The following is a 15938-nucleotide window of genomic DNA, read 5'->3' as shown; positions in this document are numbered from 1 at the left end:
CCCACCACAAAACCCCGGCTTATCCTCCCCTTCCGTCTAAATGCCCAGGACCCGCCCCATGATCCACAGCGCGCAGCACGCCGCCTCCTACTACGCCGCCAGCAGCGCGCCACACCCCGATCATGCCTACCTGCAGGGTGAACACAGCGCCGACGTGTGCATCGTCGGCGGTGGCTATTCGGGGCTGAACACCGCCATCGAACTGGCCGAGCGCGGCCTTTCGGTCATCCTGCTGGAAGCTCGCAAACTCGGCTGGGGCGCCAGCGGGCGCAACGGCGGGCAGCTGATTCGCGGTGTCGGCCATGGCCTGGAGCAATTTCTGCCGGTGCTGGGTGAGGAAGGCGTGCGCAGCCTGAAGCTGATGGGCCTGGAAGCGGTGGAAATCGTCCGCGAGCGGGTCGAGCGCCACGCCATTGCCTGCGACCTGACCTGGGGCTATTGCGACCTCGCCAACAAGCCCGGCGAGCTGCAAGGCTTTGCCGAAGATGCCGAGGAACTGCGCAGCCTGGGCTATCGCCACGAACTGCGGCTGGTGCAACCGGGCGATATCCACAGCGTGGTCGGCTCCGAGCGCTATGTCGGCGGCCTGATCGACATGGGCTCCGGGCACCTGCACCCCCTGAACCTGGCGCTTGGCGAAGCGGCCGTTGCCAGCCGGCTTGGCGCACGGCTATTTGAGCAATCCGAAGTCACCCGCATCGACTATGGCCCGCAGGTAAAGGTGCACACCGCCCAGGGCCTGGTGCGCGCCAAGACCCTGGTGCTGTGCTGCAACGCCTACCACAACGACCTCAACCGCGAGCTGGGCGGCAAGGTGCTGCCCGCCGGCAGCTACATCATCGCCACCGAGCCGCTCGGCGAGGAACGCGCCCGCCAGTTGCTGCCGCAGAACATGGCGGTGTGCGACCAGCGCGTGGCGCTGGACTACTATCGCCTGTCCGCCGACCACCGCCTGCTGTTCGGCGGTGCCTGCCACTATTCCGGCCGCGACCCGCGGGACATCGCCGCCTACATGCGGCCGAAGATGCTCAAGGTGTTCCCGCAGCTGGCCGACGTGCGCATCGACTACCAATGGGGTGGCATGATCGGCATCGGCGCCAACCGCCTGCCGCAGGTGGGCCGCCTGGCCAGCCAGCCGAACGTGTATTACGCCCAGGCCTACTCGGGCCACGGGCTCAACGCCACCCACCTGGCCGCTCGTCTGCTGGGCGAGGCGATCAGCGGCCAGCAGAGCGGGCGCTTCGACGTGTTTGCCAAGGTGCCGCACATGACCTTCCCTGGCGGCAAGCACCTGCGTTCGCCGCTGCTGGCGCTGGGGATGCTCTGGCATCGGCTGAAGGAGCTGATGTAGGAGCGGCCTTGTGTCGCGAAAGGGCTGCGCAGCGGCCCCTCGATTGCTGTAGCGCTGCTCAGGACTGGGGCTGCTTTGCAGCCCTTTCGCGACACAAGGCCGCTCCTACAGGTCAAGGCTTCCAGAAGGGTTTGCGCCCTTCTTCCCGGGCCTGCTCCCAGCTCAGGCCAATATCGCGCAGCTGCTCGTCGTCCAGCTCCAGCAAGGCCCGGCGGGTGTGCCAGCGATGCAGCATCAAGCCCCAACGGCCCAGGCCTGCCGGCGCATTGAAGACCTTGGTCCGCTGCTCATCCTCCAATTCCCGGGCCATCAGTTGCACGCGCACATCGCTCATGCCAGCCATTGCTGCATCCTCCCACTCAGTTGATACCGTGGGCTAAGCATGCCCGCAGGCAACCTTGGCAATACAGATCCAAACGCGGCTTATTATTCCCATACAGAATTGGCGAATAATCAGCTGAATGCTGTAATTTCTGCGCAACTGTACTGGTCGTTTCCTACAACTTGCCGCGGAGTATGCCGTGACCCTCTACCTGAACCTCGCCGAGCTGCTCGGCGCACGCATCGAACAGGGCCTCTACCGCCCCGGCCAGCGCCTGCCTTCGGTGCGGGCATTGAGCGTGGAGCACGGGGTCAGCCTGAGTACCGTGCAGCAGGCCTACCGCATGCTCGAGGACAGCGGCATGGTGTCGCCGCGCCCCAAGTCCGGCTACTTCGTCAGCGACCACCGCCAGCTCCCTGCCCTGCCCGCCGTCAGCCGGCCGGCCCAGCGCCCGGTGGACATTTCCCAGTGGGAACAGGTGCTGGAGCTGGTACGCAGCACCCCGCGCCAGGATGTGATACAGCTCGGCCGCGGCATGCCCGATGTCGACAGCCCGACCCTCAAGCCCCTGCTGCGCAGCCTTGCCCAGCTGAGCCGCCGCCAGGACATGCCGGGGCTGTACTACGACAACATCCACGGCAACCTGGCCCTGCGCGAGCAAGTCGCCCGCCTGATGCTCGACTCCGGCTGCCGCCTGGGCCCGAACGACCTGGTGGTGACCACCGGCTGTCACGAGGCGCTGTCGTGCAGCATCCGCGCGGTCTGCCAGCCGGGTGACATCGTTGCGGTGGATTCGCCCAGCTTCCACGGCGCCATGCAGACCCTCAAGGGCCTGGGCATGAAGGCCCTGGAAATCCCCACCGACCCGCTCACCGGCATCAGCCTGGAGGCTTTGGAACTGGCGCTGGAGCAGTGGCCGATCAAGCTCATCCAGGTCACCCCGAGCTGCAACAACCCACTCGGCTACATCATGCCCGAGGCCCGCAAGAAGGCCCTGCTGAGCCTGGCCCAGCGCTATGACGTGGCGATCCTGGAAGACGATGTGTATGGCGACCTGGCCTACACCTACCCGCGCCCGCGCACCCTCAAGTCGTTCGACGAAGACGGCCGGGTGCTGCTGTGCAGCTCGTTCTCCAAGACCCTCGCCCCCGGCCTGCGCATCGGCTGGGTAGCGCCTGGCCGCTACCTGGAGCGGGTGCTGCACATGAAGTACATCAGCACCGGCAGCACCGCCTGCCAGCCGCAACTGGCGATCGCCGACTTCATCGCCGGCGGCCACTACCAGCCCCACGTGCGGCGCATGCGCAGCCAGTACCAGCGGGGCCGCGACCTGATGAGCGACTGGGTGACCCGCTACTTCCCGCCCGGCACCCGCGTCAGCCGGCCCCAGGGCGGTTTCATGCTGTGGGTGGAATTGCCCGAAGATTTCGACACGCTTCGGCTGAACCGGGCTTTACTGGAGCAGGGCGTGCAGATTGCGGTTGGCAGCATCTTTTCGGCCTCGGGCAAGTTTCGCCACTGCCTGCGCATGAACTTCGCCGCGCGGCCGAGCGCGCAAATCGAAGCCGCCGTGCGCAAGGTGGGTGAAACCGCCCTTCGTCTACTGGATCAAGCGCGTAACCCGGCGTAACTTTGCGCCGCCCGCCACGGTCCAACCCCTTAGGCCTTTGCTGTACAGGACGATCCACCCTTGATACTCCAGCGAGCCCTGCCTCTGCTGATGCTGCTCGCCCTCGCCGGCTGCGCCAGCGTCGACCTGCCTCGGGACACCAGCCAGGCCTTGCCGGCCAGCGATTCGGCCTTCGGCCGCTCGGTGCTGCGCCAAGCCGCGCCTTATGCCGGGCGCTCGGGCTTTCGCCTGCTGCCCAACAGCAACGAGGCGTTCCGCGCGCGCGCCGAGCTGATCCGCCATGCCCAGGCGAGCATCGATTTGCAGTACTACATCGTCCACGACGGCCTGAGCACCCGGGCGCTGGTCCACGAACTGCTGCGCGCCGCCGACCGCGGGGTGCGCGTGCGCATCCTGCTCGACGACACCACCAGCGATGGCCTGGACACCATCATGGGCACCCTGGACGCCCACCCGAACATCCAGATCCGCGTCTTCAACCCCCTGCACCTGGGGCGCAGCACAGGTGCCACGCGGGCCGTGGGGCGCCTGTTCAACCTCTCGCGCCAGCACCGGCGCATGCACAACAAGCTGTTCCTGGTCGACAACAGCATGGCCATCGTCGGCGGGCGCAACCTGGGCGACGAGTATTTCGACGCCGAGCCCAACCTCAATTTCACCGACATCGACCTGCTGGGCGTGGGCCCGGTGGCCGAGCAGCTTGGCCACGGTTTCGACCAGTACTGGAACAGCGCCCTGAGCCGGCCGATCGGCGACTTCCTCTGGCGCCAGCCAGACGCTGACGACCTGCGGGCCAGCCGCCAGCGCCTGGAAGTGTCGCTGGCCGAGGCACGGGTGCGGCGCAAGGCGCTGTATGACCGGCTGATGGCCTATCAATCGCAGCCGCGCCTGGATGTCTGGCGCAACGAGCTGATCTGGGCCCACAGCCAGGCCTTGTGGGATGCACCGAGCAAGGTCCTGGCAGACGACGAGCCCGACCCGCAGTTGCTGATGAGCCAGCAACTGGCGCCGGACCTGGCGGCGGTGCACAACGAGCTGATCCTGGTATCGGCCTACTTCGTGCCGGGCGAGACGGGGCTGCTGTACCTCACCGGCCGCGCCGACGCCGGCACCTCGGTGAAGCTGTTGACCAACTCGCTGGAAGCCACCGACGTACCTGCCGTGCATGGTGGCTATGCACCTTACCGGCGGGCACTGTTGGAACACGGCGTGCAGCTGTTCGAGCTGCGTCGCCAACCGGGCGACCCCAGCGCCGGGCGCCTGAATTTCCATGGCAGCTCGGATTCCAGCCTGCACAGCAAGGCGATCGTCTTCGACCGGCGCAAGACCTTCATCGGCTCGTTCAATTTCGACCCCAGGTCGGTGCTGTGGAACACCGAAGTGGGGGTGCTGGTGGACAGCCCGGAGCTCGCCGAGTACACCCGCGAGCTGGCCATGCAGGGCATGGCGCCGGCGCTGAGTTATCAGGTCAAGTTGGTGAATGACAAGCTGGTGTGGGCGACCGAGGACAATGGCCAACACCACCTGCTGACATCGGAGCCGGGCGGGCTCTGGCGGCGCTTCAATGCCTGGATCAGCAAGGCGGTTGGCCTGGAGAAGATGCTGTAGCCGCTGGCAAGCCGGCACCCACAGGGCTGTAGGTGCTCCTATCTTTATTTGTGGGAGCCGGCTTGCCGGCGATGGGCTGCGCAGCAGCCCCAAATGGCGTCAGGCCGAAGCCGGCTCGAAAGCGCCTTGCCGGCGGGTCAGCAACACCAGCCCCGCCGCGCCCGCCGCCATCAGCCACAGCAGCGCATGGCCACTGACCCACTGGCTCCCGGCACCGGCCAGCAACGGCCCGAGCAGGCAGCCAATGCCCCACAGCTGCGCCACGTGGGCGTTGGCCCGCACCAGCGCATCATCCCGGTAGCGCTCGCCGATCAGCACCAGCGACAAGGTGAACAGGCCGCCGGCACTGGCCCCGAACAGCACCCACAACGGCCAGATCACCGGCGTGTGCAGCAGCAGCGGAATCGCCAGGCTGGAGACCAGCAAGGTCACCGCACAACCGGTGAACAAGCTGCGCCGCGACATGTGATCGGCCAGCGCGCCGATGGGCAGTTGCAGCACCGCGTCACCCACCACCACGGTACTGACCATGAACAGGGCGATTTCGGTGGTGAAGCCTTGCTGCAGGCAATACACCGGCAGCAAGGTCAGAATCATCGCCTCGAAGGACGCGAACAAGGCGATTGCCCAGGCGATCACCGGCAGGCGTCGGCAGAAGCCGAACAGGTCGCCGAAGGTCACGCTGCAGGCCTCGGTGCTGGGCGCGCCACCCCGGCCCAACAGCAGCAGGGGCGCACACAGCAGCAGGCCGGTCGCGGCCCAGAAGCCGAAATCGTCGTCAGACCCCAAAAAGCCCAGCACCAGCGGCCCAGCCAGCTGGCTCAGCGCATAGCTGCTGCCATACAGCGCCACCAGGCGGCCACGCCATTGCTCGACCACCAGTTGGTTGATCCAGCTTTCGCCGAGGATGAACACCACGGTCAGCGACATGCCGATCAGCAAGCGCAGCGCCAGCCACAAGGGGTAGCTGGGCAGCAACGCCAGCAGGCCGATCGACAAGGCACCGCCCCACAGGCACAGGCGCATGGCCGACGGCACACCGACCCAGCCGGCCAGGTGGCTGGCAAGGCTGGCCCCCACCAGCACGCCCAGCGCCGGCATCGCAGCCATCACGCCGATGGCGAAGCTGCCGTAGCCCCAGGCCTCCAGGCGCAGGGACACCAGCGGCATGCTCACGCCGAGCGCGAGCCCGACACTCAGCACCGATGCCAGTACGGCGAAGTAGGTACCCCAGCGCATTGCAGCCTCCCAGGCAGAATTCTTGAACAGCAGAAACGACGAAGCCGGGGCGGCATGAACCGCCCCGGCTAATGTTGGGGCTGCTTTGCAGCCCATCGCCGGCAAGCCGGCTCCCACGAAGGTTCAGCGAAATCCTTGTGGGAGCTGGCTTGCCAGCGATTGGGCCGCAGGGCGGCCCCTTTGGATTACAGCTTGATCCAGGTCGCCTTCAGCTCGGTGTACTTCTCCAGTGCATGCAGCGACTTGTCACGGCCGTTGCCCGACTGCTTGAAGCCGCCGAACGGAGCGGTCATGTCGCCGCCGTCGTACTGGTTGACCCAGACGCTGCCAGCGCGCACGGCACGGGCGGTCTTGTGGGCCTTGGAAATGTCCGAGGTCCAGATGCCAGCGGCCAGGCCGTATGGCGTGTCGTTGGCAATGGCGATGGCTTCTTCGGCGGTGTCGAAGGCGATCACCGACAGCACTGGGCCGAAGATTTCTTCCTGGGCGATCTTCATGGCGTTGGTCACGCCGTCGAAGATGGTCGGCTCGACGTAGGTGCCGCCGGTTTCTTCCAGGGTGCGCTTGCCACCGGCAACCAGTTTGGCGCCGTCCTGGTGGCCGGCGTCGATGTACGACAGCACGGTGTTCATCTGCTGGGTGTCGACCAGCGCGCCCACGGTGGTCTGCGGGTCCAGCGGGTTGCCTGGCTTCCAGCCCTTGAGGGCCTCGATCACCATCGGCAGGAACTTGTCCTTGATCGAACGCTCGACCAGCAGGCGCGAACCTGCGGTGCAGACCTCGCCCTGGTTGAAGGCGATGGCGCTGGCGGCGGCTTCGGCAGCAGCTTGCAGGTCCGGTGCGTCGGCGAAGACGATGTTCGGGCTCTTGCCGCCGGCTTCCAGCCAGATGCGCTTCATGTTCGACTCACCCGCGTAGATCATCAGTTGCTTGGCGATCTTGGTGGAGCCGGTGAACACCAGGGTGTCGACGTCCATGTGCAGGGCCAGGGCCTTGCCCACGGTATGGCCGTAGCCTGGCAGCACGTTGAGCACGCCAGCCGGGATACCGGCTTCGATCGCCAGCTGGGCGATGCGGATGGCGGTCAGCGGGGATTTCTCGGACGGCTTGAGCACGATCGAGTTACCGGTGGCCAGCGCCGGGCCGAGTTTCCAGCAGGCCATCAGCAGCGGGAAGTTCCACGGTACGATGGCACCGACCACTCCCACTGCTTCGCGGGTCACCAGGCCGAGCTGGTCGTGCGGGGTTGGCGCGACTTCGTCGTAGACCTTGTCGATGGCTTCGGCGGTCCAGTGAATGGCTTGCGCCGCGCCCGGCACGTCGATGCTCGACGAGTCGCCGATCGGCTTGCCCATGTCCAGGGTTTCCAGCAGGGCCAGCTCTTCGACGTTCTTGCGCAGCAGGTCGGCGAAGCGAATCAGCTTGGCTTTGCGCTTGGCCGGGGCCAGTTGCGACCAGACGCCGGAATCGAAGGTGGCGCGGGCGTTTTCCACGGCGCGGTTGGCGTCGGCCAGGTCGCAGCTGGCGACCTTGGCCAGGAAGCGTCCGTCGACCGGGCTCAGGCAATCGAAGGTTTCACCGGATGCGGCGTCGGTGTATTCGCCGTTGATGAAGGCACGCCCTTCGATCTTCAATTGCTGGGCACGTTGTTCCCAGTCTGCACGAGTCAGGGTGGTCATACGAAACTCCTCCTCTTGTTTAGGTGCAACGCCGCATTGAGGACTCACAGGCGTTGTCAGAATTCGGGCCGGGCAACACGCGCACACCGGCAAGCGATACCCTAAACCAGGCGGGGTAAACTATCAATATATTTGACACGAAAGGCTCAAAAGCCTACTGATGTTCATTTTATTAAACAACAACAGGAGCCGCACCATGGAAATCGCCAACATCATCGACTTCGCCCAGGTCCTCACCGAAGCCGAACGCTACCGCCCAGCGGCGGAAAAAATCCTCAAGGGCGAGCCGGACCAGGCGGTCTACAACCACTATTCCAGCCCGTGCGGCCAGTTCGCTGCAGGCGTGTGGGAAGGTGAGATCGGCCAGTGGACGGTGAACTACACCGAACACGAGTACTGCGAGATCGTGCAGGGTGTTTCGGTGCTGCGCGACCAGCAAGGTGGTGCGAAAACCCTGCGCGCCGGTGACCGCTTCGTCATCCCGGCGGGCTTCAAGGGCACCTGGGAAGTGCTGGAGCCTTGCCGCAAGATCTATGTGATGTTCGAGCAGAAATAATCAGCGCAAGCCTGCTCCTGCACCTGTGGGAGCTGGCTTGGCGGCGATCGGGCCCTGACGGGCAAAAAAAACCCGCGTCCTTACGGATGCGGGTTTTTTCTGGTCGCCGGGATCAATTACTTGATCTTGGCTTCCTTGTACACCACGTGCTTGCGAACAACCGGATCATATTTCTTGATCTCGATTTTGTCCGGAGTGGTGCGCTTGTTCTTGTCGGTGGTGTAGAAGTGGCCGGTACCGGCACTCGAAACCAGACGGATCAATTCACGCATGATGCTCTCCCTTAAACCTTGGCGCCAGCTTTACGGATGTCAACCAGAACGGCGTCAATGCCGCGCTTGTCGATGATACGCATGCCTTTGGCGGATACGCGCAGACGCACGAAACGCTTCTCGGATTCAACCCAGAAACGGTGGTGCTGCAGGTTTGGCAGGAAACGACGACGGGTTTTGTTGTTTGCGTGGGAAATGTTGTTCCCGGTTACTGGACCCTTACCAGTAACTTGACAGACTCTCGACATGACTCAGCCCTCTAAAACCACATGCCCAACCCGGCATGGGTTGGCCGCTTAATCTCTCAGTCTTTGGCGCCAGGCGCCGTGATTCTGGAGGTCTTATCGACCGGATCCGCTGATGCGACAGGCCGAGCCCCTAGAAAAGAGCGCTGCTTTATACCAGAAAGACTACGCCACAACAACAGAATATGAGCATCTGCTTGCTGCAAATGACGCGCGAGCAGCATAGCGACTAGCCCGGCGCGCTGTCGACCGCTCGTCGCCGGCGCACTGAAAAAGAGGGTGGTCATTTCCTCAAGCGCACACTAGGGTAGGACGTTTCCAGACTGCACTGGCAGATGGGCCACTGACAGCCAAGGAGTCACGATGCGTGCCGCCGCCCTTTCCTTATTGTTCACCTCCCTGTTCGCCGCCGGCCTCGCCCAGGCTGCACCGCTGAGTGTCTGCAGCGAAGCCAGCCCGGAAGGCTTCGATGTGGTGCAGTACAACTCGCTGACCACCACCAATGCCTCGGCCGACGTGCTGATGAACCGCCTGGTGGAATTCGACGCAGCCCAGGGCAAGGTGGTGCCGAGCCTGGCACAGCACTGGAAGGTGTCGGCCGACGGCCTGGTCTACGACTTCACGTTGCGCGAGGGGGTCAAGTTCCACACCACGCCCTATTTCAAGCCGAGCCGCGAACTGAATGCCGATGACGTGCTGTTCAGCTTCCAGCGCATGCTCTACCCCGCCCACGCCTGGCACAAGACGGCGCCGGGCGGCTACCCGCACGCGCAGTCGCTGCAGCTGGGCAGCCTGATCAAGTCGATCGAGGCGCCCGAGCCCAACACCGTGCGCTTCACCCTGAGCCACGCCGACGCCACCTTCCTGGCCACCCTGAGCATGGGCTTCGCTTCGATCTATTCCGCCGAGTACGCCGACAACCTGCTCAAGGCCGGCACCCCGGAGAAGCTCAACAGCCAGCCGGTCGGCACCGGCCCGTTCGTCTTCCAGCGCTTCCAGAAGGACGCCGTGGTGCGCTATCGCGCCAACCCCGACTACTTCGACGGCAAGCCTGCGGTCGACCCGCTGATCTTCGCCATCACCCCCGACGCCAACGTGCGCCTGCAGAAGCTCAAGCGCGGCGAATGCCAGGTGGCCCTGTCGCCCAAGCCGCTGGACATCGCCGAAGCCGGCAAGGACGGCAACCTCAAGATCGCCAGCACCCCGGCCTTCATGACCGCATTCGTGGCCATCAACAGCGAACACCCTCCGCTGGACAAGCCTGAAGTGCGCCAGGCCATCAACCTGGCCTTCGACAAGCAGGCCTACCTCAAGGCCGTGTTCGAAGACACCGCCACCGCCGCCAATGGCCCCTACCCACCCAACACCTGGAGCTACGCCAAGGACCTGCCCGGCTACCCGCTGGACCTGAACAAGGCCAAAGCGCTGCTGGCCAAGGCTGGCCTGGCGGACGGTTTCAGCACCACGATCTGGACCCGCCCCCAGGGCAGCCTGCTCAACCCCAACCCGAGCCTGGGCGCGCAAATGCTGCAGGCTGACCTGGGCAAGATCGGCATCAAGGCCGAGATCCGCGTGGTCGAGTGGGGCGAGCTGATCCGCCGCGCCAAGGCGGGCGAGCATGACCTGCTGTTCATGGGCTGGGCCGGTGACAACGGCGACCCGGACAACTTCCTCAGCCCGCAGTTTTCCTGCGCGGCAGTCAAGTCGGGGACCAACTTCGCGCGTTTCTGCGACAGCCGTCTGGACCAGCTGATCAGTGCCGGGCGCACCACCAACGACCAGAGCGTGCGCAGCCGGCTGTACCAGCAGGCGCAGACGTTGATCCAGCAGCAGGCGCTGTGGGTGCCGCTGGCGCACCCGACGGCGGCAACCTTGCTGCGCCAGGGGGTCGAGGGGTATCAGGTGAGCCCGTTCGGGCGGTTGGACTTCAGCAAGGTTTCGGTGAGTCGCTGAATTCAGGCATTGCAGAACTGGCCCAATCGCCGGCAAGCCGGCTCCCACAGAAAACCCCACAGGCCTCGAACCCTGCGCAGCCCTTGTGGGAGCCGGCTTGCCGGCGATTGGGCCAGTACTGACAGCACATTCAAGGCACCATCCACCCCTGCTCGACCATCGACAGCGGCTCGCCATCCCCGATGATGATGTGGTCCAACACCCGCACATCGATCAACCCCAGCCCCCGCTTCAACGACAGCGTCATGTGCACGTCATCCTGGCTCGGCTCGCTGTTACCCGAAGGGTGGTTGTGGCACAGGATCAACGCCGCAGCGTTATGCATCAGCGCACGGCGCACCACTTCGCGCGGGTAGATGCTGGCCCGGTCGATGGTGCCCCTGAACAGAATTTCGAACGCCAGCGGCCGGTGCTTGCTGTCCAGAAACAAGCAGCCGAACACCTCGCTGGCCTCATGACGCAACATGGCCTTGAGGTAACGCCGCACCGCCGCCGGGCTTTCCATGGCGGGTGTGCGCTCGATGCTTTCGTCCAGATAGCGCCGGCCGATCTCCAGCAGCGCCTGCAGCTGAGCGCACTTCACCGGCCCCAGGCCCGGCTCGCGCAAAAGAGCTTGGCGATCGGCCTCAAGAAACTGCCTGAGCCCGCCAAAGCGCACCAGCAGCCCGCGCGCCAGGTCCAGCACGTTTCGCCCGGCAACGCCCGACCCCAACAGCACGGCGAGCAGTTCGGCATCCGACAACACCGCCGCCCCGCGCACCAGCAACTTCTCCCGAGGCCGCTCATCCGCCGGCCATTCCCTGATATTCATCCTTGCTCCTTTGGCCCCACTACGGCAGGTTTCGGCCCTGTGTTAATCTATTTCGCCTCGTACATGCGACGTTCTGCCGCAGGCAGTTTTTTCGTCGCCGCCCGCTCTCACTGGAAAAAGGCAAGCCTATGCAGCGGCTGTATCGCAAGCGCATCGTTCTCGGCGTAGGGGGCGGCATTGCCGCCTACAAGAGCGCCGAGCTGATCCGCCGACTCCTGGAGCACGGCGCGCAAGTGCGCGTCGTCATGACCCGCGGGGGTGCCGAGTTCATCACCCCGCTGACCCTGCAGGCGCTGTCCGGCCACCCGGTGCACATGGATCTGCTCGACCCTGCCGCCGAAGCGGCCATGGGCCATATCGAACTGGCCAAGTGGGCCGACCTGGTGCTCATCGCCCCCGCCACCGCCGACCTCATGGCGCGCATGGCCCAAGGCATGGCCGACGACCTGCTGACCACCCTGGTGCTGGCCACCGACGCCACCGTGGCCGTGGCCCCGGCCATGAACCAGGCCATGTGGCGCGACCCGGCCACCCAGGCCAACCTCGAACTGCTCAAGAGCCGCGGCATCCAGGTGTTCGGCCCGGCCTCCGGCAGCCAGGCCTGTGGCGACGTGGGCCTGGGGCGCATGCTCGAGGCCACCGACCTGGCCTGGTGCGCCGCCGAGAGCTTCCAGCGCCAGGCGCTGACCGGCAAGCACGTGCTGATCACCGCCGGCCCGACCCAGGAAAACATCGACCCGGTGCGCTACATCACCAATCATAGTTCCGGGAAGATGGGCTTTGCCCTGGCCGAAGCGGCCGCCGAGGCCGGGGCTCGGGTGACCCTGGTCACCGGCCCGGTGCACCTGCCTACCCCCGACCGGGTCACGCGGATCGACGTGGTCAGCGCACGGGACATGCTCGCGGCCTGCGAAGCGGCCATGCCATGCGACCTGTTCATCGCCTCGGCAGCGGTCGCGGACTACCGCCCGGAAGTCGTCGCCACGCAAAAGCTGAAGAAGGATCCTACGACCGGCGACGGCATGCTGCTGCAGATGGTGCGTAATCCCGATATCCTTGCGACCATCGCTGGCCGTGACGACCGCCCGTTCAGCGTCGGCTTCGCCGCCGAGACCGAACACTTGCTCGATTACGCCACGCGCAAGCTCAAGGACAAGAACCTCGACCTGATCGTCGCCAATGATGTGGCCAACCCCAGCATCGGCTTCAACAGCGAGGAAAATGCCCTGACCGTGATCGACCGCCAGCAGCACCAGACCCTCTTCGCGCAGACCAGCAAGGGCAAGATCGCCCGGCAACTGGTCGCCTTCATCGCCGAACGGCTCAATCAGGTTCAATAAGTTACATGCACGCTCTTCAAGCCAAGATCCTCGACCCTCGCCTGGGTACCGAATTCCCCCTGCCGCAGTACGCCACCCCCGGCTCCGCCGGCCTGGACCTGCGCGCCCTGCTCAAGGAGGACACTGTCCTCGAGCCCGGCCAGACCCTGCTGATCCCCACCGGCCTGTCGATCTACATCGGCGACCCGGGCCTGGCAGCCATGATCCTGCCGCGCTCGGGCCTGGGTCATAAGCACGGCATCGTGCTGGGCAACCTGGTCGGCCTGATCGACTCGGACTACCAGGGCGAGCTGATGGTGTCGTGCTGGAACCGCGGCAACACGCCATTCACCATCGCCGTCGGCGAGCGCATCGCACAGCTTGTGCTGGTACCTGTGGTACAAGCGCACTTCGAAATCGTCGAGCAGTTCGACGAGAGCCAGCGCGGCACCGGTGGCTTTGGCCACTCCGGCAGCCACTGAGCCGACTGACTACCGTTCAGGCCAAGGATGGCGAACTCTCTGACGAAACCACCGTCCAAGCGTTCAGTTTGCGCCTGCCCAGAAAGCCTTTGACTAATGGAGCTTCCAGAGATGAACGACATGGCCCACCTGGTCCCCGCATTGCCCGACAGCATCTTCCGCGCCTATGACATCCGCGGCGTGGTCGGCAAAACCCTGCACGCCGAAACCGCCTACTGGATCGGCCGCGCCATCGGCGCCCAGACCCTCGCCCAGGGCGAGCCGCAGATCTCGGTAGGCCGTGACGGTCGCCTGTCCGGCCCGATGCTGGTCGAGCAACTGATCAAGGGCCTGGCCGACGCCGGTTGCCAGGTCAGCGACGTCGGCCTGGTGCCGACCCCGGCGCTGTACTTCGCCGCCAACGTGCTGGCCGGCAAGTCCGGGGTGATGCTCACCGGCAGCCACAACCCGTCGGACTACAACGGCTTCAAGATCGTCATCGCCGGCGACACCCTGGCCAACGAGCAGATCCAGGCCCTGCTGACCCGCCTGAAAACCAACGACCTGACGCGCGGCGAAGGCAGCGTGCAGAAGGTCGAGATCCTCGAGCGCTACTACCAGCAGATCGTCGCCGACGTGAAGCTGGCGAAAAAGCTCAAGGTCGTGGTGGACTGCGGCAACGGCGCGGCGGGCGTTATCGCCCCGCAACTGATCGAAGCCTTGGGCTGCGAGGTGATTGCGCTGTTCTGCGAGGTGGATGGCAACTTCCCCAACCACCACCCGGACCCGGGCAAGCCGGAAAACCTCGAGGACCTGATCGCCAAGGTCAAGGAAACCGGCGCCGACCTCGGCCTGGCCTTCGATGGCGACGGCGACCGCGTGGGTGTGGTGACCAACACCGGCAGCATCGTCTACCCCGACCGCCTGCTGATGCTGTTTGCCCAGGACGTGCTGTCGCGCAATCCGGGTGCCGAGATCATCTTCGACGTCAAATGCACCCGCCGCCTGACCCCGCTGATCGAACAGCACGGTGGCCGCGCCCTGATGTGGAAGACCGGCCATTCGTTGATCAAGAAGAAGATGAAGCAGACCGGCTCGCTGCTGGCTGGCGAGATGAGCGGCCACATCTTCATCAAGGAGCGCTGGTACGGTTTCGACGACGGCATCTACAGCGCCGCCCGCCTGCTGGAGATCCTGAGCAAGGCCGAGCAGGACGCCGAGCGCCTGTTTGCCGCTTTCCCGAACGATATTTCCACGCCGGAAATCAATATTGATGTGACCGACGAGGGTAAATTCAGCATCATTGATGCACTGCAACGCGACGCTGACTGGGGCGAAGCCAACCTGACCACCATCGACGGTGTGCGGGTCGACTATGCCCACGGCTGGGGCCTGGTTCGCGCCTCCAACACCACGCCGGTACTGGTGCTGCGCTTCGAGGCCGAAAGCGACGCCGAGTTGCAACGTATCAAGGATGTTTTCCGCGCCCAGTTGCTGCGGGTTGCCCCTGAGCTGCAACTGCCGTTCTGACCGACTATCTGTTCCTGACAGGAGCCCTGCATGACCCTCGATCGCGATGCCGCTTCCCATGTAGCCGAGGTTTTGTCCGAAGCACTGCCTTACATCCGCCGCTTTGTCGGCAAGACCCTGGTGATCAAGTACGGCGGCAACGCGATGGAGAGCGAAGAGCTCAAGACCGGCTTTGCCCGTGACATCGTGCTGATGAAGGCCGTGGGCATCAACCCGGTGGTCGTGCACGGCGGCGGCCCGCAGATCGGCGACCTGCTCAAGCGCCTGTCGATCGAAAGCCACTTCATCGACGGCATGCGCGTTACTGACGCGGCGACCATGGACGTGGTGGAGATGGTTCTCGGCGGCCAGGTCAACAAGGACATCGTCAACCTGATCAACCGCCACGGCGGCAGCGCCATCGGCCTGACCGGCAAGGACGCGGAGCTGATCCGCGCCCGCAAGCTCACCGTGAGCCGCCAGACGCCGGAGATGACCCAGCCGGAAATCATCGACATCGGCCATGTCGGCGAAGTGGTCAGCGTCAACACCGACCTGCTGAACATGCTGGTCAAGGGCGACTTCATCCCGGTGATCGCGCCGATTGGCGTGGGCGCCAACGGTGAGTCGTACAACATCAACGCCGACCTGGTGGCCGGCAAGGTGGCCGAAGCGCTGAAAGCCGAGAAGCTGATGCTGCTGACCAACATCGCAGGCCTGATGGACAAGCAGGGCCAGGTGCTCACCGGCCTGACCACCGAGCAGGTCAATGAACTGATCGCCGACGGCACCATCTACGGCGGCATGCTGCCGAAGATCAAGTGCGCGCTCGAAGCGGTGCAGGGTGGCGTGAACAGCTCGCACATCATCGACGGCCGCGTGCCGAATGCCGTGCTGCTGGAAATCTTCACCGACAGCGGCGTGGGCACCCTGATCACCAACCGCAAGCCGCGCTGATCCAGCTGTACTGCCCCTATCGCCGG

At 64.9% G+C, this 15938-nt stretch carries 14 protein-coding genes and 1 pseudogene; 9 read left to right on the top strand and 6 right to left on the bottom strand.

Annotation, left to right across the window (positions count from 1 at the left end; translation table 11 throughout):
- Positions 1–58: 58 nt before the first annotated feature.
- The gene (locus tag ACIPG5_RS09490) at positions 59–1351 is read left to right on the top strand and encodes an NAD(P)/FAD-dependent oxidoreductase (protein WP_401374527.1); all 1293 of its coding nucleotides are present in this window, start codon (positions 59–61) and stop codon (positions 1349–1351) included.
- Between the two features lie 112 nt (positions 1352–1463).
- Here the strand turns inward: ACIPG5_RS09490 and ACIPG5_RS09485 are convergent, their stop codons facing one another.
- Positions 1464–1694 (bottom strand): DUF1127 domain-containing protein, encoded by a 231-nt coding sequence (locus ACIPG5_RS09485; RefSeq protein WP_236236880.1) that lies wholly within the window; start codon positions 1692–1694, stop codon positions 1464–1466.
- A 178-nt stretch (positions 1695–1872) separates the two neighbouring features.
- Here ACIPG5_RS09485 and ACIPG5_RS09480 point away from each other — a divergent pair, with 178 nt between their 5' ends.
- Positions 1873–3303, top strand: a complete 1431-nt coding sequence (locus ACIPG5_RS09480) for a PLP-dependent aminotransferase family protein (RefSeq protein ID WP_236236879.1) — start codon at positions 1873–1875, stop codon at positions 3301–3303.
- Between the two features lie 60 nt (positions 3304–3363).
- The gene (locus ACIPG5_RS09475) at positions 3364–4911 is read left to right on the top strand and encodes a phospholipase D family protein (protein WP_401374523.1); all 1548 of its coding nucleotides are present in this window, start codon (positions 3364–3366) and stop codon (positions 4909–4911) included.
- 99 nt (positions 4912–5010) lie between these two features.
- Here the strand turns inward: ACIPG5_RS09475 and ACIPG5_RS09470 are convergent, their stop codons facing one another.
- Together ACIPG5_RS09470 and ACIPG5_RS09465 are read right to left on the bottom strand one after the other, a co-directional pair.
- Complete coding sequence (locus ACIPG5_RS09470) at positions 5011–6150, bottom strand: MFS transporter (RefSeq protein WP_176511341.1); 1140 nt, start codon at positions 6148–6150, stop codon at positions 5011–5013.
- Positions 6151–6335: 185 nt separating this feature from the next.
- Entirely contained in the window at positions 6336–7829 is a 1494-nt protein-coding gene (locus tag ACIPG5_RS09465; RefSeq protein ID WP_176511340.1) for an aldehyde dehydrogenase, read from the bottom strand.
- 196 nt (positions 7830–8025) lie between these two features.
- Between ACIPG5_RS09465 and ACIPG5_RS09460 the strand changes: the two genes are divergently transcribed.
- On the top strand, positions 8026–8385 hold the full coding sequence (locus ACIPG5_RS09460) for a cupin domain-containing protein (RefSeq protein WP_401374519.1): 360 nt from the start codon (positions 8026–8028) through the stop codon (positions 8383–8385).
- Between the two features lie 116 nt (positions 8386–8501).
- Here the strand turns inward: ACIPG5_RS09460 and rpmG are convergent, their stop codons facing one another.
- A complete protein-coding gene (rpmG, locus tag ACIPG5_RS09455) occupies positions 8502–8657 on the bottom strand; it encodes a 50S ribosomal protein L33 (RefSeq protein WP_003253507.1) in 156 nt (51 codons plus the stop codon).
- Between the two features lie 11 nt (positions 8658–8668).
- Entirely contained in the window at positions 8669–8905 is a 237-nt protein-coding gene (rpmB, locus tag ACIPG5_RS09450; RefSeq protein ID WP_003253504.1) for a 50S ribosomal protein L28, read from the bottom strand.
- A 360-nt stretch (positions 8906–9265) separates the two neighbouring features.
- On the opposite strand from rpmB, the gene ACIPG5_RS09445 reads away from it, so the two are divergent.
- Positions 9266–10855 carry an ABC transporter substrate-binding protein gene (locus tag ACIPG5_RS09445; RefSeq protein WP_176511338.1) on the top strand — a complete coding sequence of 530 codons (1590 nt, stop codon included), beginning with the start codon at positions 9266–9268 and terminating at the stop codon, positions 10853–10855.
- Positions 10856–10985: 130 nt separating this feature from the next.
- Here ACIPG5_RS09445 and radC read toward each other — a convergent pair whose 3' ends face one another.
- A complete protein-coding gene (gene radC, locus ACIPG5_RS09440) occupies positions 10986–11666 on the bottom strand; it encodes a DNA repair protein RadC (protein WP_401374515.1) in 681 nt (226 codons plus the stop codon).
- Between the two features lie 128 nt (positions 11667–11794).
- Between radC and coaBC the strand changes: the two genes are divergently transcribed.
- The 4 genes and pseudogenes from coaBC (at position 11795) to argB (ending at position 15912) form a co-directional block, all read left to right on the top strand.
- Positions 11795–13006: a bifunctional phosphopantothenoylcysteine decarboxylase/phosphopantothenate--cysteine ligase CoaBC gene (gene coaBC, locus ACIPG5_RS09435; protein ID WP_176511823.1), complete on the top strand. Its 1212-nt coding sequence runs from the start codon at positions 11795–11797 to the stop codon at positions 13004–13006.
- A gap of 5 nt (positions 13007–13011) precedes the next feature.
- Positions 13012–13467 carry a dUTP diphosphatase gene (gene dut, locus ACIPG5_RS09430; RefSeq protein WP_401374512.1) on the top strand — a complete coding sequence of 152 codons (456 nt, stop codon included), beginning with the start codon at positions 13012–13014 and terminating at the stop codon, positions 13465–13467.
- A 135-nt stretch (positions 13468–13602) separates the two neighbouring features.
- Positions 13603–14976: pseudogene (locus tag ACIPG5_RS09425) on the top strand (phosphomannomutase/phosphoglucomutase); the annotation flags it as partial.
- Between the two features lie 30 nt (positions 14977–15006).
- Positions 15007–15912, top strand: a complete 906-nt coding sequence (gene argB / locus ACIPG5_RS09420; protein ID WP_176511825.1) for an acetylglutamate kinase — start codon at positions 15007–15009, stop codon at positions 15910–15912.
- The last annotated feature ends 26 nt before the right edge of the window (positions 15913–15938 follow it).

Origin of the sequence: Pseudomonas sp. NPDC087029 (genome assembly GCF_044745345.1) — a bacterium.
GTDB classification, from domain to species: Bacteria; Pseudomonadota; Gammaproteobacteria; order Pseudomonadales; family Pseudomonadaceae; genus Aquipseudomonas; species Aquipseudomonas faucium.
The sequence above is the reverse complement of the archived record's forward strand: the minus strand, read 5'-3'. Positions and strand labels throughout refer to the sequence as shown.